Source organism: Rhodococcus sp. ACS1, assembly GCF_002300155.1.
In the GTDB taxonomy this organism is placed as follows: Bacteria; Actinomycetota; Actinomycetes; order Mycobacteriales; family Mycobacteriaceae; genus Rhodococcus_F; species Rhodococcus_F koreensis.
Window position 1 is genome coordinate 499,232 of record NZ_NSDZ01000008.1, and the last position, 23,070, is coordinate 522,301.

General features: G+C 64.0%; 19 protein-coding genes. 12 read left to right on the forward strand and 7 right to left on the reverse strand.

Annotation, left to right across the window (positions count from 1 at the left end):
• Positions 1 to 104: 104 nt before the first annotated feature.
• Genes CJ179_RS36615 through CJ179_RS36630 form a run of 4 tightly spaced genes read right to left on the reverse strand, consistent with a single transcriptional unit; the run spans position 105 to position 4,826 of the window.
• Complete coding sequence (locus CJ179_RS36615; RefSeq protein ID WP_095864684.1) at positions 105 to 773, reverse strand: carbon monoxide dehydrogenase subunit G; 669 nt, start codon at positions 771 to 773, stop codon at positions 105 to 107.
• On the reverse strand, positions 770 to 3,265 hold the full coding sequence (gene cutA, locus CJ179_RS36620; RefSeq protein ID WP_095864685.1) for an aerobic carbon-monoxide dehydrogenase large subunit: 2,496 nt from the start codon (positions 3,263 to 3,265) through the stop codon (positions 770 to 772). Before cutA ends, CJ179_RS36615 begins: the two co-directional genes overlap by 4 nt.
• Positions 3,262 to 3,906, reverse strand: coding sequence for a (2Fe-2S)-binding protein (locus CJ179_RS36625; RefSeq protein WP_061044908.1), 645 nt, complete (start codon positions 3,904 to 3,906; stop codon positions 3,262 to 3,264). Before CJ179_RS36625 ends, cutA begins: the two co-directional genes overlap by 4 nt.
• The gene (locus tag CJ179_RS36630; protein WP_095864686.1) at positions 3,903 to 4,826 is read right to left on the reverse strand and encodes a xanthine dehydrogenase family protein subunit M; all 924 of its coding nucleotides are present in this window, start codon (positions 4,824 to 4,826) and stop codon (positions 3,903 to 3,905) included. The genes CJ179_RS36625 and CJ179_RS36630 overlap by 4 nt, the downstream gene beginning before the upstream one ends.
• 625 nt (positions 4,827 to 5,451) lie before the next feature.
• Here CJ179_RS36630 and CJ179_RS36635 point away from each other — a divergent pair.
• The 5 genes from CJ179_RS36635 (at position 5,452) to CJ179_RS36655 (ending at position 12,774) form a co-directional block, all read left to right on the forward strand.
• On the forward strand, positions 5,452 to 5,733 hold the full coding sequence (locus tag CJ179_RS36635; protein WP_061044910.1) for a hypothetical protein: 282 nt from the start codon (positions 5,452 to 5,454) through the stop codon (positions 5,731 to 5,733).
• A 616-nt stretch (positions 5,734 to 6,349) separates the two neighbouring features.
• A complete protein-coding gene (gene upp, locus CJ179_RS36640) occupies positions 6,350 to 6,973 on the forward strand; it encodes a uracil phosphoribosyltransferase (protein ID WP_061044915.1) in 624 nt (207 codons plus the stop codon).
• Positions 6,974 to 8,227: 1,254 nt separating this feature from the next.
• Positions 8,228 to 9,337, forward strand: coding sequence for a ring-opening amidohydrolase (locus CJ179_RS36645; protein ID WP_095864687.1), 1,110 nt, complete (start codon positions 8,228 to 8,230; stop codon positions 9,335 to 9,337).
• Between the two features lie 162 nt (positions 9,338 to 9,499).
• Positions 9,500 to 11,002: an amidase gene (locus CJ179_RS36650; protein WP_095864688.1), complete on the forward strand. Its 1,503-nt coding sequence runs from the start codon at positions 9,500 to 9,502 to the stop codon at positions 11,000 to 11,002.
• Between the two features lie 92 nt (positions 11,003 to 11,094).
• On the forward strand, positions 11,095 to 12,774 hold the full coding sequence (locus CJ179_RS36655) for a PucR family transcriptional regulator (RefSeq protein WP_257015960.1): 1,680 nt from the start codon (positions 11,095 to 11,097) through the stop codon (positions 12,772 to 12,774).
• 146 nt (positions 12,775 to 12,920) lie between these two features.
• On the opposite strand, the gene CJ179_RS53275 is transcribed toward CJ179_RS36655, so the two are convergent.
• Positions 12,921 to 13,244: a hypothetical protein gene (locus CJ179_RS53275; protein ID WP_257015961.1), complete on the reverse strand. Its 324-nt coding sequence runs from the start codon at positions 13,242 to 13,244 to the stop codon at positions 12,921 to 12,923.
• Positions 13,245 to 13,309: 65 nt separating this feature from the next.
• Here CJ179_RS53275 and CJ179_RS53280 point away from each other — a divergent pair, with 65 nt between their 5' ends.
• A complete protein-coding gene (locus CJ179_RS53280) occupies positions 13,310 to 13,471 on the forward strand; it encodes a hypothetical protein (RefSeq protein ID WP_257015962.1) in 162 nt (53 codons plus the stop codon).
• A 225-nt stretch (positions 13,472 to 13,696) separates the two neighbouring features.
• Positions 13,697 to 13,915, forward strand: a complete 219-nt coding sequence (locus CJ179_RS53285) for a hypothetical protein (RefSeq protein ID WP_257015963.1) — start codon at positions 13,697 to 13,699, stop codon at positions 13,913 to 13,915.
• Between the two features lie 919 nt (positions 13,916 to 14,834).
• Here CJ179_RS53285 and CJ179_RS36675 read toward each other — a convergent pair.
• Together CJ179_RS36675 and CJ179_RS36680 are read right to left on the reverse strand one after the other, a co-directional pair.
• Positions 14,835 to 16,976: an acetate--CoA ligase family protein gene (locus CJ179_RS36675; protein ID WP_179377785.1), complete on the reverse strand. Its 2,142-nt coding sequence runs from the start codon at positions 16,974 to 16,976 to the stop codon at positions 14,835 to 14,837.
• Between the two features lies 1 nt (position 16,977).
• Positions 16,978 to 17,292 (reverse strand): helix-turn-helix transcriptional regulator, encoded by a 315-nt coding sequence (locus CJ179_RS36680; protein WP_257015964.1) that lies wholly within the window; start codon positions 17,290 to 17,292, stop codon positions 16,978 to 16,980.
• A 349-nt stretch (positions 17,293 to 17,641) separates the two neighbouring features.
• Here CJ179_RS36680 and CJ179_RS36685 point away from each other — a divergent pair, with 349 nt between their 5' ends.
• Genes CJ179_RS36685 through CJ179_RS36705 form a run of 5 tightly spaced genes read left to right on the forward strand, consistent with a single transcriptional unit; the run spans position 17,642 to position 22,393 of the window.
• A complete protein-coding gene (locus CJ179_RS36685) occupies positions 17,642 to 18,595 on the forward strand; it encodes an ABC transporter substrate-binding protein (RefSeq protein ID WP_179377786.1) in 954 nt (317 codons plus the stop codon).
• Positions 18,596 to 18,643: 48 nt separating this feature from the next.
• A complete protein-coding gene (locus CJ179_RS36690; RefSeq protein ID WP_095864693.1) occupies positions 18,644 to 19,531 on the forward strand; it encodes an ABC transporter permease in 888 nt (295 codons plus the stop codon).
• Entirely contained in the window at positions 19,531 to 20,346 is an 816-nt protein-coding gene (locus tag CJ179_RS36695) for an ABC transporter permease (protein WP_095864694.1), read from the forward strand. The genes CJ179_RS36690 and CJ179_RS36695 overlap by 1 nt, the downstream gene beginning before the upstream one ends.
• Positions 20,343 to 21,503 (forward strand): ABC transporter ATP-binding protein, encoded by a 1,161-nt coding sequence (locus CJ179_RS36700; RefSeq protein ID WP_095864695.1) that lies wholly within the window; start codon positions 20,343 to 20,345, stop codon positions 21,501 to 21,503. The genes CJ179_RS36695 and CJ179_RS36700 overlap by 4 nt, the downstream gene beginning before the upstream one ends.
• Before the next feature lie 20 nt (positions 21,504 to 21,523).
• Positions 21,524 to 22,393 carry an enoyl-CoA hydratase/isomerase family protein gene (locus CJ179_RS36705; protein WP_095864696.1) on the forward strand — a complete coding sequence of 290 codons (870 nt, stop codon included), beginning with the start codon at positions 21,524 to 21,526 and terminating at the stop codon, positions 22,391 to 22,393.
• Positions 22,394 to 23,070 lie beyond the last annotated feature (677 nt).

Sequence of the window (23,070 nt, forward strand, 5' to 3'; positions counted from 1 at the left end):
GGACGGATTATCGTGCTGTGCAAACGCGGACCGGCTGCCGCCCCTGTCGTGGGGCGGCAGCCGCCCGGTTGATGCGCACCGGCCTGCGAACTACGCCAAGTACGTCATGCCGATCCGGTCTTGCGGGTCAGTACTGCGCCCAGTGCAACTCCGGCCAACGCGATAGCCGCCCCGACGGCGGCGGCAACGAGCGCGCTCTGCGCCGACGGACCGGTCGGTGCGGATCCAGGGGCGGCGCGCTCCGCACGAGCGACACCGGGGAGCAACCTCGGTGTCTCCGAGATGGTCTCGGGCGCGTGGCCTGCACCGGCGATCGCGGGCACTTCGGGGATCCCGTTCGCGATGACGCCGTCGAGCCCCTTGAAGAACACTCCCGCCATCTTCTTGGCCACACCGGTGATCATTCGCTGTCCGACACCGCCGACCATTCCGCCGACGACCGCATCGGCATCGTAGGTCAAGAGCGTGCCGCCGCTGTCTCGTGGCTCCAGCCTCACGGTGACGTCGGCGTGGACGGTGCCCGGTGCCCCGGCCCCGGACGCGGTCATCACAAATGATTCGGGCCGGTTTTGCTGCGAGAGGATGACCTCGCCGTCATAGGTGCCCTTGATTGCGGCGACGCCGGCCATGATCGAGAGCTTGTAATGGTTGTCGCTCACCTGCTCAAGCGACTGAACACCGGGGATGGTGGCCGCCAGGACGCGTCCGTCCTGCAGGTTGTCGTATACCTCGGCCGGAGGCGCTGTCAGCTGCGCCGTTCCTGAGATTCTCATAGGTTCTCCTGTGGTGCGTCGGCGCCCCGGTGGTTGGTCGATCGGGAGTTACGGAGCTCGAAAAGTTCGGATGGGGAAATGGGCATCGAGGTGATCGGGATTCCTTCCGCGTCCTCGATCGCCGCGGCGATGACGGCGGTGGTCGGGATGACGCCGGCCTCGCCGGCGCCCTTCATGCCGAGAGGATTGAGTCCGGACGGGGTAACCGTGTGGTCCATGTCGATCGAGTCCGGAACCTCGGTCACGAACGGCAGCAGAAAGTCCATGAACGACGCGTTGAGCAGTTGCCCGTGTTCGTCGTAGACGATTCGCTCGTAGAGCGCGCCGCCGACTCCCTGGGCGACGCCGCCGTGGATCTGGCCCTCGACGATCCGGGGATTGATCACGTTGCCGCAGTCGTGAACGACGGCGTACCGCTCCACGTGGATTTCCGCGGTCACCGGGTCGGTCTCGACGATCGCGGCGTGAATACCGGACGCGAATGTCGACCTCGGCGGGGAATAGTACCCGGTGGCCTCCAATCCTGGCTGCTCGCCCTCCCGGATCGGGGGGATCGTCATGTCGGTCGAGGTCTTGGTGAACCCGGTTGCCTGCCTGGATGCCTCGTCGAACGCATACCGCAGCGGATTCGACAGGACGGCGACGATCCCGAGCGAGATCGATGTTCCGGGGGCACCCGGCTCCGTTCCGATCTTGCAGACGTGCCCGCCGCGAAGCTCGAGCTGCCCCGGATCGAGGTCCAGCGCGACGGCCGCAATCTTTTTCGCCTTCGCCGCCACCATCTGTGCGGCCACGTGAAACGCCGAGCCGGACATGACCGCTCCGCGAGATGCGAAGGTCCCTACGGCGTATCCGAACCGTCGGGTGTCACCCGTCACGATCTCCACGTCGGACATTTCGACACCCAGGTCGTCGGCGACGATCTGGGCGAAGGTCGTCTGGTGGCCCTGCCCCTGGGTGGTCAGTCCCGTTGCACCCTTGACCTTCCCCGACGTTTCGATCACGACGTGGGCGCCCTCGTAGGGGCCGGGCCCGGTACCCTCGACGTAGGCGGCCACTCCGATGCCGATCGTGCGCCCTTCGGCGGCGGCCTGCTTCTTGTATTCGGGGAAGCCGTCCCAGTCGATCAGCGTCTTCAGTTTGTCGATTCCGGCCTGGTAGTTGCCGGTGTCGTAGATCAGTGGACGGCCGTCCTGGAACACCAGATTGAAGTCGTACGGCATCTCCTCGGGCCTGATGATGTTCCTCTCGCGCACCTCCAGCGGGTCCTTGCCGAGGTACTTCGCGATCGCGTCCATCGACCGTTCCATCGCGAAGACGCCCTGTGGGCGGCCAGCGCCCCGGTACGGAATGACGATCACCGTGTTGGTGTAGAGCGAGTACGCGTTGACACGGAAGGAGACCGGCTTGTAGGGGCCGAGTACCTGCGTCGCGGTGTTGATCACGACGATGATCCCGTACGGCAGGTAGGCGCCGTTGTCGTGCCAGAGGGTGAAGTCGAACGCCAGCAGGCGTCCGTCGTCGTCGAAACCCACCGTGACCTCTTGCAGCTGACCGCGCTCGTGGGCGCTCGAGATGAAGTGTTCGCGGCGGTCCTCCACCCATTTGACTTCCCGCGAGATGCCCGCCTTACCGAGTTGACGTGCCGCCCAGGGCACCATCACCTCCTCCGGCCAGGGATGCATGATCTTGACGCCAAACCCGCCGCCGACGTCCGGTGCGATGCAGTGCACCCTGTTGGTCGCCATACCGAGCCGGGCGGCGACCGCGGCGCGGACGGACGTTGAGGTCTGCGTCGACGTCCAGAAGGTCAGCGTCTCCTCGTCGTTGTCCCAGCGGGCGTAGACGCCCTTGCCCTCCATCGGCATCGATGCCGATCGTTCGATCTCCAGGTTCAGCGTGAGCCGATGCGGTGCATCCGCCAACTGGGCATCGATGTCACCGAATCCGTGGTGCAGGTGTGCCGCGACATTGTCGGGAACGTCGTCGTGTACGCGTCGATCTGCTCGGCGGGCGGTGTCGATCCCCACCACCGGATCGAGGATCTCGTAGGTGACGTCGATCTTCGCGCACGCGTCCTCGGCGACGTACCGGTTTCGCGCCACCACCATCACGATGGCTTCGCCGACGTGATTGACCTCGTCCTTGGCCAGCGGGAATCCGTTGCGCGGAGAGATGATTGCCGGGTGCGGAATGAGCAGCGGCATGGTTTCGGCCATCGAGGGAGAGTCCGCGGCAAGGTCCTCGTAGGTGTAGACGGCGTAGATTCCGGGTAGTCCCAGCGCGGCGTCGATGTCGATTCCGGTGATCCGTGCATGCGCGTGCGGTGACCGAACGAATGCGGCGATCAACGCGTCGTGTCCCAGATCGTCGAGGTACTTACCATTACCGCTGAGCAGTCGGGTGTCCTCCGTGCGCGGCAGCGGTTTGCCGAACAGGTGCTCGGAGCCGGTGGTGGGTATGGTCGCGGCCTGCTTCGTCGTCACGCTCATGCTCGGCCCGCCCGTCCACCGACGGGGTTGGTCTTGCCCCGCACCGTCCGGTCGAGTGAGGCGCGGCTCGATTCGTCGTCCTGTCCGAGGGGGAACTCACCGGCCCGTTCGCGTTTGATCTCCGCGGCCCGCAGCACGGACGCCTTGATGTTGTGGTACCCGGTGCATCGGCAGATGTTGCCGGCGATCGCGTCGGTGGCCTCCTCGCGGGTGGGCGCATCGTTCTCCTCCAGGAACGCCGCGATGGTGGTGACGAATCCGGGGGTGCAAAATCCGCATTGCAGACCATGACATTCCATGAAGGCCTGCTGCACGGGGTGCAAGGTACCGTCCGGCTCGACCAGACCCTCGACAGTCGTGACGACCTGTCCCTCGAGACTCGCCGCGAGTAGCAGGCACGATCGCACCGGTTTACCGTTTAGCAGTACCGTGCACGCCCCGCATACCCCGTGTTCGCATCCGACGTGAGTCCCGGTCTGCCGCAGGTGATGGCGGATTGCGTCCGACGCAAGGGTGCGCGCGGGCAGGACGACCGTCCGGGTAATGGTGTTGAGCGTGAAGGTCACGGCCACGTGCTGCTCGCCGGTCTCGGCCAGCAGGTCCGACAGCTGCTGTTCCAGCTCTGTTGTTGCCATCGTCATTTCTTTCCGGCCTCGACGTGTTGCGCCGACGGCCTGGTTGCCAGGGAAGCCACGCCGTCGCGTGCGGCACGCAGGACGACCCGCGCGGTCAGCGCCGCAACGAGTTGTGACCGGTACCGTGCGGTGGCGTGAATGTCTGCTTCAGTTTCGATGCGCTCGCGCGCCGCCTCCGACAGCCGGTTCCACAGCGGATCCCGGTCGTAGGCGACCGACGCCCCACCGATGACGTCCCTGTAGTCGACGACTTCACCGAATTCACCGGCGGACACGTACGTCACGCGGGCATTCGTGACCTCCCCGTCGGTCACCTGAACCCGAGCCGCGACGCCGACCAGCGCGTAGTCACCGTGGCGGCGGGCAATCTCGTCGATGGCCACCCCGACACCGGCCGCGGCACCGGGTACCGTCACGCTGGTCGCGATCTCGTCAGGCTCGAGCGCGGACTCCAACGGCCCGAGGAACAGTTCACGCGCGGGGATCTCACGTGACCCGCGGACCGACCTCACGGTCACCGAGCCGTCGAGCAGGAGCAGCACGGCCGGCATCTCCGCCGAGGGGTCCGCGTGCACGATCGATCCGACGGTGGTCCCGCGGTTTCTGATCGTCGGGTGGGCCACCAACTGCAGCGCTCGGCCGAGCAGCGGCTGCACGGCGTTGGCGCCCGGGTGCGAGGCCAACGCGGCGTGTGTCGCCAGTGCTTCGAAGGTGACGCCCGATCCTGCCGACGCCGTGATCGAGTCGAGACGGTCGATCGCGGTGATGTCAACAAGGTTGGCCGGCGCAGCCAACCGCATCGACAGCATCGGAATGAGTGACTGCCCACCGGCCAGGACCTTGCCCTCGTGCGCCACCTCCGCAAGGATCTGGCAGGCCTCCTCGATCGACCGTGGCCGATGATAGATCAGTGGCGAAGGTTTCATACCCAGATCCTGCCTGCCCGTTGGGCTCGAGGGTTTCGGCGAGAAGTGACAAATGTTGCGGCGCGGAATGGCAATTCTCAGCTATCCCCGTTCGGATCCGGTGCAGACCGCACGGCCCGGTCGACGTGGCGAGCCAGCCACGGCGCCGACCCGCAGCGTTTGTCGGCGAGGGTGTGGTGCCGCGACGACGGGTCACGCCTGGGCATCACAGTGTCCGCCGCCTGCGCCACCCAACCAATTACGTTGTGAGACAGAACCCGCTGGGATTGTCGATGCACACCTGATTCGACGTTAATTGGCTTCGCTCCGGGAGGCATTGGCGGTACTTGCTCAATTGGTGGGCAATTTTGGTAGGGAATACCGTTCCTTGCGAGCGGGTATCGATGTAAGACTGAGTGAAGCCGGCGGGAGCAATCCATGGACAGTCCCTGCGGATGCATGACGTGGCGGCGCGGGTCGTGCGCTCTCGGTGTCTCGTGCCGGAACCTTGCCTTCCCTTCTGGAAGGGCGCCGGCTTTAGCGACCACGACGTCGTGATCGTAGTCCCGTCGGTGGCGGCACTGGTCTCCGTCGAGCCAGCAGCTCACCCCTTCACCGTCCACCCCCCCGCGTGAATAGGAATCCGATGAACGCTCTGCTCTACGTCGGAATTGTGCTGCTCATTGTTTCGGCGACTCTCACCCCACCGTCGCTGTTGCGATTCTACGACGGCGCCAGTGAGTTTCTGCGCTGGACCGTCACCCTGGCACTGGCGGGGTCGGCGGTGATGCTGTTTAGCGCATTGATCTCCACGGATGCTTCGGTTGGAGAGCGGTGGGCCACCGGGCTTGCCGGAGTTCTCGGTGGCGGGGTCGTGGCTGCGACTATTGTTCGAGTGATCGAGCCCCGATCGACCGACTCGGATTAGTCGAACGGCGCTCGGGATCGATGGGGATTGGCGTGCAGTCTCGAGTGAGCTTCCCGACCTCAATTGGGATATACCACTGGATCTTGCGTCGTGCCGCTTCAATCCGTGCTCACATCGGATGTGTGCTCCGGCGGTCCGTGGATTCGAGCGACCACACCGCCCACTGATCGGTTGGGCTGACTGCTCGATGTCTTGCGGCCGAGGTGGCAGGCGATGTGCTGAGTTTCGCCGCGGGCCGGCCGCTGGCACGAGTGGCGGGCGGCATCACGATCGGGCCCGTGCACGGTGGTGGTGTATTGGACCGTGTCGCCGTGATCGCGAGGAGTGAGCAGCAACTCGTCACATCCTTCTGGCGGGCCTCCTGGCGCCGTCTCTCCGAGGGAGGATGCCCCGCTCGGGTTCGGCGGAATGGGGCGGGGCCGTAGGTTTCGACCGATCCGACGTCTCGACCGATTCCGGGGCTTCGAACCCTGCGGCCACGGATCAGTGGCGTCTCTCACGATCACTCCGTCCCCGATGGCCGCGTGCACTCGGTACGCCCAGGCCGGTGACCGACCCGGTGGCCAAGCAGATTGTCGACGTACTGAAATCCGCCCGACGCCCTTATCCTTCCAACATGAACACCTCTGTAGTCGACCATCCGCTGGCGGCATCGCTCCTGACGACGATGCGCGACGCGCGCAGTGACAACGCCACGTTTCGGGGTGCGTTGCGCAGGCTGACGCACATGCTCCTCTATGAGGCCATGCGAGGGGCGGAAGTCGAGCAGTTCGAGGTGGTCACGCCGGTCGCGACCACTCAGGGAGTACGGCTTGCGAATCCGCCGCTCCTGGTACCAGTACTGCGCGCAGGCCTCGGTATGGTGGAGCAGGCGAGCGCTCTGCTCCCGCAAGCGAGTGTTGGTTTCGTCGGGATGGTCCGCGACGAGAAGACGCACCAGCCGGTGCCATACATGGAATCGCTGCCTTCCGATCTGTCGGGTATTCCGGTTTATGTCCTCGATCCGATGGTGGCCACCGGTGGGTCCATGGTCCGCACGATAGATCTGCTCGTTGCGCGCGGCGCCACCGACGTGACGGTGGTATGCGTGGTCGTGGCGCCGGAGGGCGTTGCGGCGTTGGAAGCCTCCGGCCATCCTGTGAGGCTTGTGGCAGCGAGTGTCGATGACGGCCTCAACGAGAATGCGTTTCTGGTGCCCGGGCTTGGAGACGCGGGGGACCGCCAATTCGGGCCCCGCTAGCGCCCATGGTTCGCTAGGGATCTTGTAGCCGTGTCAGTTGACTGGTTGTCTACGAGGCTCCCGCACATCCGGATTGGGATCGATAACGACAGAACAAGTACGGCCGTCCTCGACGTGCCGACCCTAGTCTGGTGCTTGAGTTTCAGAACACCGACATACGCGATCTCGCCTACCACCTGGGAGCGGCCCGCTGTTCGCGCTACCCAAACAGCTCCGCCGACCTCGACCATTCACGACGATTCCCTCAGCGATTGGCTTGTGATGGCATCTCGTCGGTGTGGTCTTCGACGCCGGCAGCTTCCTGCGATGGACGCCGAGCCGCTACCCCTCAAAGGGGCGTACCGGCACGCAGAGTTACCTCGATGCGCTGGACGCGGCCCGTGAGATGACCGGCCAGGATGAAGCCGGACCTCATCGATGAGGCGACACGCGATGGCCGCCGAATTGCAATCATCATGTGCGAGTGCGATTTTGCGCGGCTGATCACTCGGGATTGCAGCGGGGAGGCTGGTCCGGACGATCGAGTGTGCCACTGCCGAAGAGTTTCCTGGTTCGTGCGGCACTCACCACTCACGCAATGCGGATGCAGGAGACACGTCGCCTGCGGAAAGCCGAGACCTCGGCGGCTGTCGCTGCCCCCGACGCCGACCGGGGCATTGCGAGAGCGGCCTCACCGGGCTGTGCGTTCTCAACGAGACACCCATCTCCCCTGTCAAGACTTCCCTCGAAGCGTTGGGTGAGGTGCAGTGGGGGACGCGATCGAGCTGGAGACCGCCGCGACCACAGTCACGACCCCCGAGGGACCTCGGCGCAGGCGAGCGCGGACCCGCGAGCTTGGTCCACGGCTCCGCGCTCGCAGTCGAGTAGGAACTTGCGGCCGCACCTTTGACGTCCACGCCGGCGGACCGATGAGCGGTGCGACTGCGACGCTGTCGGGGTCGGCCAAAATGTGACCAAGCAAGGCCGCGGGTTGGGCAAATGTTGCCGATGTGCGGAGGGGTGCGTGCTCATAACGTGGCCACCATGAAAGTTCTGATCGGGTGTCGGTGATCTGCACAGTTGATGGTGAGTCCCGGCGGCCCGCCAGCGGTGCTCGCCCGCCGAGGTCGGTGGACCGGCATGCCGATTCGTTGAGATGGGGCGGGGTGGTCGCCCCATCCCGGACCGTGTTCACCGTGGACGCGCCGATGCCAGCCGAACGATCGTCACCGCCTGATTTTCCTACCCCGCACGCCCCACATAGAGGAGATGTCAATGCCCGACGCAATCGAGGTCCGCAAGGTTCCGCTGCACAGCGTGTCCGACGCCAGCGAGCTGGCCAAGCTCATCGACGACGGCGTGCTCGAAGCGGACCGTGTCGTCGCTGTCATCGGCAAGACCGAAGGCAACGGCGGCGTCAACGACTACACGCGCATCATCGCGGACCGAGCCTTTCGTGAGGTCCTCTCGGCGAAGGGCCGCCGCAGCGCCGACGAGGTGGCCGAGGTGCCCATTGTGTGGTCCGGCGGGACCGACGGTGTGATCAGCCCGCACGCAACGATCTTCGCGACTGTGCCAGCCGGGAAGGCGGCGAAGACCGACGAGCCGCGGCTGACCGTCGGTGTCGCGATGAGTGAGCAGCTGCTGCCCGAGGACATCGGTCGCACGCCGATGATCACGAAGGTGGCCGCGGCGGTGAAGATGGCGATGGCCAATGCCGGCATCAGCGACCCGGCCGACGTGCACTACGTGCAGACGAAGACGCCGTTGCTGACGATCCACACCATCCGCGACGCCAAGAGCCGCGGCGAGACGGTGTGGACCGAGCACACCCACGAGTCGATGGACCTGTCCAACGGTGTTACGGCACTGGGGATTGCCGTCGCCCTCGGCGAGGTCGACATGCCCAGCGATGCCGATGTCATGCACCGCCGGGACCTCTTCTCGTCGGTGGCATCCTGTTCGTCGGGTGTCGAGTTGGACAGGGCCCAGGTCGTCGTCGTCGGCAATGCGCGTGGCGTCGGCGGTCGATACCGGATCGGGCACAGCGTGATGAAGGACCCGCTCGACCAGGACGGCATCTGGGCGGCGATCCGGGACGCCGGACTCGAGCTGCCCGAGCGGCCCCACACGAGCGACCTGGACGGCCGGCTCGTCAACGTCTTCCTCAAGTGTGAAGCGGGCCAGGACGGGACGGTTCGTGGCCGCCGCAACGCGATGCTCGATGACTCGGACGTGCACTGGCACCGCCAGATCAAGTCCTGCGTGGGCGGTGTCGCGTCGTCGGTGACGGGGGATCCGGCGGTGTTCGTGTCGGTGTCGGCAGCACATCAGGGTCCGGAGGGCGGCGGCCCCGTGGCCGCCATCGTCGACCTCGGCCAATAGTTCGTGCTCACACCGTGAGTGAGGTTGCGTCGCGGCCCGGTAACCGGGCCGCGGCGCGACCTCGACCACACCGACCGCCGATTGTGAACGATGCTGCGGTCGGAGTCCATGCACGTCGGCGGTTCGCCGGTATTCGTTTTTGAAACGTGGAGAGGTTCACCCATGTCACACGTCATCGACCCCGTCACCGTCGGCGATTCCGGCCCTCGCACGGGACCCTCGTGCCAGCCGCGCGAATACGGAGAGCTCGTCATGTGTGACGCGCTGACGCTCAGTAGTGCGATCAAGAGCCGCCAGGTGTCGTGCATCGACGTCATGACCGCCTATCTCGACCACATCGAATTGCACAATCGCAGTGTCAACGCCATCGTCGCCCTGCGTGACCGGGACGAGTTGCTGGCCGAGGCGCGCGAGCGGGACCGCCAACTGGCCGACGGGCACTACCTGGGCTGGATGCACGGGTTCCCACACGCCGTCAAGGACCTCTCCGCGGTCAAGGGCCTACCGTTCACCTCCGGATCGCCCATCTTTGCCGACCGGATCGCCGACGCGGACGAGCTGTTCGTCACCCGGATCAGGGCAGCCGGTGCCATCATCATCGGCAAGACCAACACCCCCGAGTTCGGACTCGGATCCCAAACGTACAACCCGGTCTGGGGCACGACGGCGACACCGTACGACACCTCACGCACCGCCGGTGGAAGCAGCGGCGGCGCTGCTGCGGCCCTGGCGTTGCGGATGGTTCCGGTCGCCGACGGCAGCGACTACATGGGCTCGCTGCGCAATCCGCCGGCCTTCAATAATGTTGTGGGCTTTCGCCCGTCGTGGGGCCGCATCCCGGAGGCCGGTTTCGTCGCTCAGGGTGCGGTGGTCGGTCCGATGGGACGGTCGGTGGCTGATGTGGCGCACCTGCTGTCCACGATGGCGGGTCCCGACGCCAACGCCCCGCTGGGCATCGACGAGGACCCCGAGGTATTCACCCGGAGCCTCGACCGTGACTTCCGCGGGACGCGGATCGCATGGGTGGGGGACTGGGGCGGGTATCTGGCGACGGAACCCGGAGTCCTCGAGTTGTGCGAGTCCGCATTCGACGCGTTCGCGAACATCGGTTGCCGCGTCGAGGCGGCGCTCCCCGACTACAAGCCCGAAGACATCTGGCAGCTGTTTCTGAGGTGGCGCTGGTGGGCGCAACTCGGCTTGGTCGACCTCTACGACGACCCGCAGACACGCGCGCAGATGAAGCCCGAATTCGTGTGGGAGATGGAGCACGGAATCGCTCTCTCCGCGCTCGACGTCACCAAGGCTGCGGCGGCCCGCAACGACTGGCAGGCGGCCCTCACGAAGATGTTCGAAACCTATGACTACATCCTCGCGCCCAGTGCCCAGGTGTTTCCGTTCGACAAGACCACACACTGGCCCACGACGATCGCTGGCCGGCCGATGGATACCTATCACCGGTGGATGGAGACCGTCGCACCGTGGACGATGACGAGTCTTCCGGTTGCTGCGATGCCGGTCGGATTCGATGACCGCGGGCTTCCCATGGGAATTCAGATCATTGGACGGCACGGCGCAGACCGGGCCGTTCTCCAACTCGCCCACGCGTACGAGCAGGCAACGAACTGGGTGGAGCGTGTGCTACCACCCGCGCTCCTCCCGGGCTGAGCCGTGCTGGTGACGCGGCCGCTGTATCGTCGCCCGGGTACGGTTGGTTCATGGAAGATGTTGCCAACGGAGAGCGATCACAGGCACATGATTTGCCAACACCCGTCGGGTACGCGTTGACGGTTCGGGAGCTGCTGACCCTGCCTAGCCTGACCGGCTCCAAGCTGATCGCGGGGGCTGGCGGCCTGGAGCAGATCGTCCTTCGGGTCAACGTCATCGAGGTGCCGGACATACTGCCGTGGGTCAAACCGCACGAACTGTTGATCACCACCGGATTCCCTCTGCGGCATGCCGACTCGGGCCAGCCGTTCGACCCCGCCGCGCTGGTCGAGCTCATCGAAGGTCTCGCCCAGCGCGGCGCGGCCGCACTCGGTGTGAAGGAGGGCCGCTACCTCGACGAGCTTCCCGCCGCGATGCTCGAGGCGTCCGACCGCCTCGCGCTTCCGCTGTTCCTCATCCCGCGGGAGATCGGATTCGACGAGGTGATGTCCGAGGTGTTCACCCACCTCGTCGATCGTCAGGCGTGGGCACTGGACGTTGCGGACCGCATGCACCGTGCCCTGACCAAGATCGTCCTCGAGGGCGGCGATCTGCCGCAGATCGCGGACGAGGTCGCGGCGCTGTTCGACGCCGCGGTCCTCATCTGCACGCCCGACGGGCGAGTGCAGACGACAGCTGGTGCGACTCCCAACCTGCAGGCGCTGCACGGGTTGCCGCTGTTCGACCCGTCCGGCCGGCTTCGTACCGAGCGCCTACACCACGGCCTGCAGCCGGCACCGGGCACCGAGGCAGGTGAGATCGCCGTCGCGCCGGTGTTCGCCGGCGGCACCGACCACGGCCTCATCGTCGCCTTCGTGGAGGACGGCGGGCTGGGCCCTGTCACCGTGCAAGCGCTCGAGCGCGCCGCCACCGTTGTCGCGTTGGCGGTCACCAAGCAACTCGCGGTGTCGGCCGTCGAATCCAAATTTCGCGGCGACTTCCTGCGCGATGTTCTCAACGGCACCGCAGGGACGACCGCCCAGATCACGGAACACTGCGCGCAGCTCGAATGGGACGTGAACCGCAGCATGGTGGTCGTTGTCGCCGAGCTCGACCCGGACGCCGATCCGGCGACGGCCGGCCGGACGATCCGCCCGCCGGTTGCCGGGCGAATGCCGCAACAGCGGCTCACCGCTGCCTGGCAGCAGGTGGTCCGTCGCAGGGATCGGTTCGCACCGGTAGTTGGCTTCAGTCATGAAGTGGTGGCCTTGATTCCGGTGGACGGCAGTGACACCAAAACGGTGATCGAGGAACTGATCGCGGCCGTCACCGGTGACCGTGGAGGCGGCCGGCATTCGTTCTGCACCGGAGTCAGTCGCGTCATCGACTCGGTGGCCGGCATCCCGCAGGCGTACGACCAGGCGCGGAAGGCGGTGACGGTGGGGCGGCGCATGCGCGGGAACGGTTCTGTCGCACACTTCGACGGCCTGGGCGTGCACAGACTGCTCTCCCTGGTCGACGACAGCGCTGAACTCCAAGCCTTCGCCACGGAGGTCCTCGGGTCGCTGGCGGGCGACGCCGACGAGGCGATCGATCTCCGCCTGACGATGCAGGCACTCCTGGACACCAACTGCAACGTCGCCGAGACTGCACGCGTCCTGCATTTCCACTACAACACCTTGCGTTACCGGATCGGCAAGTTGGAGAGCATCGTCGGCCCTTTCACGACGGATCCGATACTGCGCTTGGATGTGGCGCTTGCATTGCGGGTCGTGGAGATGGAGGGTTTGTAGCCGATCAGCGGTGGCCGTGTCGAGAACGCTCGAACGAGGCCTGCGGATCAAGGCCGGTCCGCATGCGCCACGCCCTCGTGCGAGGCCGAGACACACCAACTGTGCCGGATCGTCGAGAGACGCACCCAGCAGCTTCTCGAGACGCGTCAGCCGGGCATAGCGGGACTGACGTCGAACCCCAGAACGACCGCGGTCCGGGCCTTGCTGCCCCGGGTCGCGAGATACGCATCCAGGGTCCGCCCGAGATCTGCGGAATGTGTGGTGTCAGAGGCGATCACGGAGCCGAGCTGTTCGGCGATGAACGTGGTGAGCGCGGCCGGCACCAAATCGGCAGCGAGCAACCGTTGGACCCCGACGTCCCGCGAGAGGATCACCCCGGTCCCGGTGCCGAAACGCCGGGAGATCTGGACGACCTCGCGGGCCTGGCCGACTGCCGCCGAGATGTCGGACAGCTGCTGGGCCGGCGCCACCACCCGAGCGTGCGCACCGCCCGAGCCGCAGGGCCCGGCGCAGCAGCTCGTCGACGACGGTGAAGGTGGACCGAACTCGCGCAGGGCCCACCAGGACCATGCTGGCCGGCGCGGCGCTCGGCACCGCCTTCGCATTCGAGAAGCTGATGATGGTGATCGCCGGCGGTTCGGCGATCCTGGGCGCATACGTTTCCATGATGGGGTTCGTCGGGGCACGCACGGGCTGACGACCGTCATCATGGCGCGCTACAGCTTCGGCACTCGCGGGTCCAAACTCGCCTCGGTACTGCTCGGCGGCACCCAAGTCGGCTGGTACGGCGTCATCATCGATCGGCGACCTCACCGCGCAGGCTCTGGGCTGGCAATCGTACGCCGCCTGGGCGGCGGTGATGATCGCGGCGAGCATCTTGATGTGCATCACCACGTGCTACGGATACCCAGGGATGTACTGGGTGTCGTTGATCTCCACCCCTTTGATCCTCGCCCTGGCCTACTGGGTGGTGTCCCGATCCCTCGAGGAGGTCGGCGGATTCTCCGGGCTGGTCTCGGTCGAGCCCACGACGACGATGACGGTCACGCGATGCTGGCAATGTGATCACACTGGCACACGCAATCACAGCATGAAGGATGAGCATGTGGCGCAGCCGAAAAGAAATCCAGTTACGGAATGAAATAGGAAGCCAGATATTGCTGGATGGCGCACTGGCCCAAGGTTTCTCCTCCTACTCCCTGATCGGCCGCGTCGATGAATGTCGTCATTGGACTGCGATCAACGTTCCAACCACAAATCTGTCACTGGAACGACTGTCCTTCCCCTCCACAGGGGTGCGCGTTGGGTAGACGTGAGCGAGTTGCCTCACGACAGTCGAGTCGCATCCAGCTTCGTGAACAGCCTCCCAGAGCTTGTCGACGAATCGCGGGATCGAGATTCCGAAAATGTAGAATGTTTCCTCCGCGGACGCGCCGCCGTATGGCGCCCAGATCTGAGCGAAACGAATGATTTCGTCGGCCTCGCTACTATGACCGGGGGGACAGCGTTGGGCGCGCCTGGACTGAACGATTCGCCGACGGCGTTCTTCCCTGTACCTGCGCAGCTGACCGTTGAGCTCCTGATCCCCATCAGGCGATTGCGGGTCGTGCTGATACTCGACATTCATGGTCAGAGTTCTTCCTGGTGGGATCAGATGCTATTGGTGCTGGCTGACCGCAGAGTCCACGGCATGCGTCGGTCGGTGCCAGTTGTTTTCGAATCTGGTCTCTGCGGTTTACGCTGTGTGCTACGTGAGCTGAAAGCTCAACCCGTAGTACGGATACCAGTTGTTAACGCATATCGGTGGTCCACCTGACGTCGGATCCACTACGAGGATTTGGGAGCCAGGGGCATCGGTTGTTTTCCCAGCCGAACGCACCACCTCGTCTGGGAATTCGGCAGCCCCGAAAAAGCTTTGATGGAACGAGATGCTGCGTCAGAGCCGCAACCGTGCAAATGAATCGAGTGGTGAAGCCTCGGCATAGCCATGGGGCCGCGAACCGTCGGTCCGACGGCTCGCGAACCACTTCGACCATAAGGAAATTCGGCCCCCGACTAAGCTAAGCCTTGCGCACCACGAGGGCATCGAGAGCCACCAGGCCCGAGCCTTCATCCAGCACGACGGCCGGGTTGATGTCGAGTTCCTCGATTTCGTCCCGGTAGTGCCAGGCCAGGGCGCCCACTGCGTGTACGGCGTCGGTCAGGGCTTTGACATCGGCGGGCGCGGTGCCTCTCGCCCCGCGCAGAAGCGGGTAACTGCGCAGGGAGGTGATCATGTCCTCGGCTTGCTGAGGCGTTATCGGGGCGAGGCGCACAGCGACGTCGTTCAATATCTCGGTGTAGATTCCGCCGGCGCCGACTACTACCGCAGGACCGAGCATTGGATCGTTCTTGACTCCGATCATCATTTCGATCCCCGGACGCACAAGTTCTTGTACGGAGACGCCGTTGATCCGAGCCCCGGGTGCATATCGGTGCGCGTTCTCGACGATAGTTGTGTATGCGTCCCGGACCTGGGTGGAAGTGGTCAGTCCCAGTGCGACGATCCCCGCGTCGGTCTTGTGTGTGATGTCTGGCGTGTCGACCTTCAGCACCACCGGATAGCCGAGCTGATCTGCAGCCTCTGCGGCCTCGCTCGCGGAGTTGACCATGATCTCTTTGGGCGTTGCAATCCCGTAACTAGCCAAGAGTTGCTTGCCGCGGTGCTCGCTGAGCGTCTTCTGGTCGCCAAGCGGCAGTCTCGTCGGCGCTGCGATCGAGGTATGGGGCGGCACCAGGGACTGCTCGCGGCCCCGGCACCAGGCCACACCATTCCGAACTGCCTTCAGGCTGGCCACTGCTCCCATCAGGTGCGCCACACCAGCCGAGCGCAGTAGCCGATTGAAGGTGGGTTCGAGACCCCCGGCGACCGGGCTGAAGCTGACGATCGGGGTCCGTATTGTCGCGGACAAGTCGGCGACCATGTGTCCGATCGGGGCATACAAGGCTCGTTGCTGTTCGTTGAGGCCGGGTTCGGCACCCTGGCAGACAACGATGAGACCCACCGTCGGATCCTCGTCCAGGATCTCGATGCAGCGACGGTAGGCCGCTGGGTCGTTCAAGGCGAGGGTGACATCCAACGGGTTGGCGGGTGTGCTGTGGGCAGTGAGCGTATGGGTTAGCGCTTGCCTGGTCTGGTCGGTGAGTGCAGCGAAGCGAACGCCCGATTCCGTCCCGATGTCGGCGGACAGTCCGGCCATCCCGCCCGAGACGGCGGTGACGGCGACGCCGTCGGACGTCGGGGGATTCGAGCGGAGGTGCACCATGAGTTCGCAGGTCTCCAGGAATTCTTCCAGACTGTCGACCAGGATCATGCCGTGTCGCGCGAAGTAGGCTTCGGCGAGCGCGTGGGGCGTCGCCAGCGCGCCCGAATGTGCTGCTGCAGTGCGCTGTCCTGCGTCGGTCCGGCCCAGTTTCAGCACAACCACCGGTTTGTTCTGGGTCAAGGCATACCTGGCAGCCTCGGCAAGGCCTGCGGCGTCACGCACAGCCTCCAGATGCAGGCCGATCACCTCAGTGGCGGGGTCATCGGCGAGGAAGCGGACATAGTCCGCGACGGACAGGCCTGCCTCATTTCCGCAGGAGATGACGTAGCTGAAGCCAGTGCCTCGGTCCGCGTTGGTGACCGCGATGCAGGAGGACCCGCTGTGGGAAACGAATCCGATCGGTCCGCGTCGGCCCTCAAGGTCGATGCCGGCGTAGTACATCGCGGTGTGATGCTCGAAGGAGAGCACTCCCAAGCAGTTCGGTCCGCACGCAGCGATTCCATACTCTGCGAGCTTGCGCGACAGGTCTGCCTGGATCGCATTGCCGTGCTCACCGAGTTCACCGAAGCCGCTAGCGAAGATAACTGCTGCGCTTATGCCCTTGGCGTGCAGCTGGTCGATCGCGTCCGGAACCAATTCGGCGCGCAACGCAATGATGCAGCAGTCGACGTCCGCCGGAATGCTCTCGAGAGTGGGGTATGCGTCCAACCCGGCGACGGAGTCATGCGCGGGGTGTACGGGGTATATGCGTCCCTTGTAGCCGTTGGCCAGCAGGTTTTGCAGGGCGGTACCTCCGGCATTGTTCTCCGAACATCCCAGGATCGCGATGGATCGGGGCGCCATCAGTCGGGCGATGTTGTCGCATGAGGTACCGGTGCGGGGCGAGGAAGTGAGCATGTCAGATCCTCGGGAGAGTGCGAAGGTGGGCGCTGAATCCGGGCACGTAGGCCTCCAGGGCTTCGGCGCGCAGCGCGTAGAAGTAGAAGCGACCTTCTTTGCGGATCGTGACAAGGTCAACGTTGTGGAGCGTCTTGATGTGATACGAGATCGTCGCCTTCGAGACATGCAGAGTCTTTTCTAGAGTGGTGCACGCAACCTCTCCATCAACCGACATCTGTCGGATGATCTCCAAGCGAGTGGGGTCGCCGAGCGCCTTCAGTACGTCCGCAAGTGGCAGGGATGGTCGTCGTACTTCCGTGTGCTGTTCTGGCACTGGACCTCTCCTTCTATTGACTCGGTTGCATCCTCGTGTCCATCCGAGAGCCCGTGCTCCCGGATGTCCGATCGCGCATTGCGCTTGACAAGTAGGTGAAGTTTTTCACACAATTCTATAAATCTCAAAACGTCGAAGGTGTGAATCAGCACACTTTCCGTGACCATCCTCCGACAGAAGGCCGGGTATTTGTCATGAACGTAGAACCGGGTATGCCATGATCAGTCGTCTTACTGGTCGTCGACCCGCCTACCGAGGCGCAGCCCTCGGAATGGTGTTTGCCGTAGGGTCCGCGGTCCTTGCCGGCTGTGGCGGAAGCACCGCGTCATCGAGTGACTCGCTACGGGTCATGACCTGGGGAGGGGTCTTCACCGAAGCCGAGCGCGGCGCGTACTACGGGCCGTTCACGGAGGCGACCGGGATCAAGGTCGCCGAGGTGAGCCCGGTATCGCTGGCGAAGATCAAGGCCGGCGTAACCAACAAGACCTACGACGTCGACACCAGTTCGCTTTCTTCGTCGGAGTACTTCCAGGCCGTCGGCGAGGGGCTGCTGGAGCCCATCGACTACACCGTCGTCAAGAAGGCGGGTGATGTTCCCCCGGACGTGTACGAGGAGTACGGAGTCAAAGCGAACAGCATCAGTTACCAACTGGTCTACAACTCGGACAAGTTCACGCAGCAGGGGCCCCAATCCTGGGCTGACTTCTACGATGTCGCCAAGTTCCCGGGTGACCGGGCGCTGTGGGACAGCCCCATCGGCAACATCGAGTTCGCCCTCCTGGCCGACGGGATGACGCCGGACCAGCTTTACCCGCTCGATGACGAGAAGCTCGACCGAGCGTTCAAGAAGCTGGACGAGATCAAGCCGCATATCAAGATCTGGTGGCAGCAGGGCGCGCAGTCACAGCAGTTGTTCCAGGACGGTGAAGTCGATCTGATGATGATGTGGAACGGTCGCGCTACCGACCTGATCCGGCAGGGGCAGCCGCTGACTCAGGTCTGGAACCAAGCGGGTTTGGCGGTGAACCGGTGGATCGTGCCCAAAGGCACCCCCAACGCAGGGAAGGCAATGGAGTTCATCAACGCCGCGCTCGATCCTCAGAAGCAGGCGAACTTCGCCGAGACGCTCGGCTACGGACCGAGTGTGCCGAGCGCCTTCGACCTGTTGTCACCCGAGGAGGCTGCACTTCAGCCCGGATCACCGCTGCACGGTGACGTCGAATTCGAGATCGACGGTCAGTGGTGGGGCGAGAACCTCGGAGATGTGCTTCCTCGGTGGCAGAACTGGCTCTCTCAGGGGTGAGCCGCTGCTTCCCACAGCACCATCCACTCGCTCGCATTGGAGACTCAGATGGCAACAACACTCGCAACACCACCAGCGCGTGCCGGCGGGAGGGCTAGGCGGCGCTCCGTCAGGGACCTGTCTGGGTATGTGCTATTGCTTCCGCTTCTGGGATTGGTCGGCGCCGCACTCATCATTCCCCTGGGGTTCATCCTGATACGGAGTTTTCAGGATCCGTCAGGCTCATGGACGTTCGACGTCTATCAACAGATAGCCGCCAGCGACATCTATCGACGATCGCTCGTGAACACGTTGGTGATCTCGACGGCAGTCACCGTCATCTGTCTTGTCCTGGGATATCTCGTCGCACATCGCATGGCCACCAGGTGGGCCCGGTTTGCTCCCGTAGTGGCAGGGCTGCTCCTGCTGTCGTTCTGGACAGGGCTCTTGATCCGGACTTTTGCATGGATGATCCTGCTCGGCAAGAACGGCGTCTTCGCTGCGGTGGCCGAGGCGGTGGGAGTCAGCAACCTCCCCCAGATGCTCTACAACCCGGCCGGGGCGATCGTTGGCATGGTCAATATCATGCTGCCCTACATGGCGTTGACCCTCTACTCAACAATGCAGCGGGTCGATGACCGGACGATGACGGCGGCGGCCAGCCTGGGTGCCCGGCCCATCGTCGCCTTCTGGCGGATCTACGTCCCGGCGACGCTCCCCGGTATCGCGGCAGGATGTCTACTCGTCTTCGTGATCACGCTCGGCTTCTACATCACCCCAGAGCTGTTGGGAGGACCAGAGACCGTGATGATCTCGCAGAGAGTCGCCAAGGTGGTGCAGCAGCTACTTGATTTCCAGCTGGCCGGTGCGCTGTCGCTGGTGCTCCTGGTCGTCAGTCTCGGCCTGCTTGCCCTGTACAACCGACTGTTCTCACTCAAAAACCTCAGAGGTCTGTGATGCGCGAGACAAACCACAGTGCGGCGACCAAGTCGGGCGCCGTTGCGCTGGACATCATCGCGGTTCTGGCGATCATCTTCCTGCTGCTGCCATTGCTGATCATCATCCCGATGTCGTTCAGTTCGTCTCTGACACTGGAGTTCCCACCGCCGAACTGGTCGGTGGCGAACTATCAGGAGTTCTTCACCAGTGTCGAATGGCGGCGTGCGACCATCCATACCTTTGAGGTCGGTGTCCTGGCGATGATCCTCGCGGTGGCTGTGGCGACACCGACCGCGTATGCGGTCAACATCTCGCGCATCCGCGGACGCGGGGTGGTCCAGCTACTGGTCATGCTGCCCCTCGTCGTACCGCTGATTGTCGTGGCGGTTGCCGCCTACGGATACTTCGCACCTCGTGGCCTATCGGACAGCATCGTCGGGCTGGCTCTCGTCCAGGGCATGCTCGGAGTCCCGTTGGCCTTTCTCGCGATCAATGCGTCGTTCGACCAATTCGACAAGGCACAGTTGGTCGCGGCACAGAGCCTGGGCGCGAAGCCATGGGTGGCTTTTGCTCGCGTTGTCTACCCGTCAATTCGGCCGGGAATCGTCACCGGCGGACTGTTTGCGTTCGTCTTCTCCTTCAACGAAGTCGTCACCGCAATCTTTCTCGGTGGCCCACAGTCCGAAACCCTGCCCAAACGCATGTGGGACGGGATCCTTCTCCAAGTCGACCCGATCATTGCGGTCGTCTCAACCGTGATGATTCTCTTCACCGTCCTGTTAATGGGCGCCGCCCTGGGTGCGCGCCGACTGTCGAAGCGAGTGCGCGCATGACCACCACCGATCATCGGATCCCGAAGCACAACAACGCTGCTGCAAAGCGAAGCCGCAAGTCCGGGGCGGCGGTACCGTCGGACACCAAACTTCAGCTCAAGAACCTGAACAAATCCTATGGGGGATCTCAGGTTGTATACGACGTGAGCCTCGACGTCGCGAGCAACGAACTCATCACCCTGCTCGGTCCCAGCGGGTCGGGAAAGACCACGACCATGATGATGATCGCAGGGTTCGTGACCCCCGACTCCGGCGACATCGTGATGGACGGTGAGTCCATCACCGTTGTACCGCCGTACCAACGGAACATTGGAGTTGTGTTCCAGAACTATGCCCTCTTCCCCCACATGTCGGTGTCCGCGAACGTCGAGTTCCCACTGCGCCAGCGAGGGGTGAGTCGCGCGGCGGCTCGCAGCCGGGCCGAGGAGTTCCTCGAACTTGTCGGACTCGCCGGCTACGGTTCGCGACGCATCCCACAGCTGAGCGGAGGTCAACAGCAGCGGGTTGCTCTTGCCCGAGCGCTGGTCTTCGATCCACCGTTGCTCATCATGGACGAACCGCTCAGTGCACTGGACAAGCGGCTGCGCGAACAGATGCAGGAAGAGATCAAACGGATCCAGCAAGCGGTCGGTGTCACGGTTCTCTGTGTCACACACGACCAGACCGAGGCGTTCGTTCTGTCCGACCGCATTGCCGTGATGAACGAAGGGCGAATCCTTCAGGTCGGTCATCCTCGGGAGGTATACGAGCGCCCCGCCGACAGCTTCGTCGCTGAGTTCTTGGGCGAATCCAATCTGATCCGCGGTCGTGTCGGTCCAGAACAGCAGGGAGGCAGGGTCTTCCACACCATCTACGGATTCGACCTTTGCGTCGAGCGTGACACGCCTGAGAGTGCCACCGCAATACTTGTCCGGCCGGAGCGCGCTGAACTCCACCGAGCGGGTGAGCAGCCCGAACAGGTCTTCGCCGCAACTCCCACGATCCACGGCAGCATCCTCACCGCCAGCTTCGTCGGCAGCTCGATGGTCTATCGGGTCGACTGCGACGGCCTCGAATTCACCGTGCGCCAGCCCGCGGGTGGTTCGACGCCGTTCACTCCCAGGGACGCCGTTGTCCTGGGTATTCACGCCTCAGCGTGTGCCCCCATTCAGTTCTGAAAAATCTATCGAAGGACGTTATGTACACACAGATCAACTACACGGTCAGCGATCGGATCGCCGAGATCGAGCTCGCACAACCCGAGAGGATGAATGCGATCAGTCCCGAGATGGAGACTGAGATGCACGAAGCGCTCCAACGGGCCGATATCGATCCCGAGGTCAAAGTCATCGTGCTTTCGGCCGCCGGCAACCACTTTTCCTCCGGTTATGACATCGGGACGCTCGACCCCGAACGCCCGGAGAAGATGGGCATCATCGACCCGGTGGGGGAGACCATCGAGGACTACCTGACGTTCTGGTATCGCTGGGACCGCCAGTCTGTGGACAATATGATGCGGCTGTGGCGGCTCGATAAGCCCGTGATCGCATCTACCCAGGGGTACGTCATGGGCGGTGGGTTCTGGTACCAGTTGGCCTGTGACCTGACGGTTGCATCCGAAGACGCCGTGTTCGGGCAACCCGAGGTTCGGCACATCTCGAACACGACATTTCTCTTCGCCGCCCTCGCAGGGTGGAAGAACGCCAACCGCTACGCACTCACTGGAGATCATTTCGATGCGCAGGAGGCGTACAGGATGGGCCTGGTGAACGAGGTCGTCCCGCGATCCGACCTCGCCACCGCCACGCGTGAACTGGCCTCACGGATCGCCAAGGTGCCTCTTGCCTCACTTCGACTGAACAAGGCAATCACAATGGCTGGGCTGCAGGCCTCAGGTGTCGGCAGCGGGATGCTACTTAATGGCGTGCTCTCCGGATTAGCCCACAGCTCCCACGGTCCCGACCGGCAGGAACTGCTCGAAGCGCAGCGCGAGGGCGGGCTCCGCGAGTTCCTACGCCAACGCGACGGAAAGTTCCGGCCCGAGCCATTCGGTCCCAAGAGCAAGTGATGGCTTCGCACATCTGACGAACTACAGGGACTTCCATGGGTGCCGGCGTGGCACAAACGTCCGGCGGCACCCATGGGGGACAAAAGAATCATGCGGGAGCGATGCAACCCGCGGCGCAGACCGTCCGAGATCTTGGTACATCTGCGGTGTCAGAGCATTGAGCTTGTCGGGTCGGTTGAAGGTCGATGTTACGACCGCATCCCTCTCCTCAACAATCAGGTCCGGGCCCACTACATCGGGTCCTGCGAGCAATGCTGTCGTGCGCGAAATGGTCATCGCATCCTCTCATCATCGTGGTCAGGGTCTGTTCCCGAATGGGACGGCTACCCGATTTCGCGGAAGCGTCATAGCTGAAGCTATCGCTTGGCCTCGGCGGTGAAAAATGTTGCACATGAGGATATTTGCAGCATTCAAGCGCTGAGACTGCGAAGGTTACGAATGCGCAACATGCCCACGTGCCCGTTGCGCCGAGATGCTGTCACAGCATGTGCGGCGCCGTGGTTTTTGATGGCAAGAGCCACACGCCGATTCGCCAATCCTCTGGCACGATCAACCACTTCTCTATTTCCTGGTCGGCACCGATTTCGGCTCGGTCTTCCTCGAGTGGTGGTATCAGCCGCTGGAAACGAGCCACGCGGCATCAACGGCCCCCGCCGTGCCGGGTGTCAGCCGGTTGA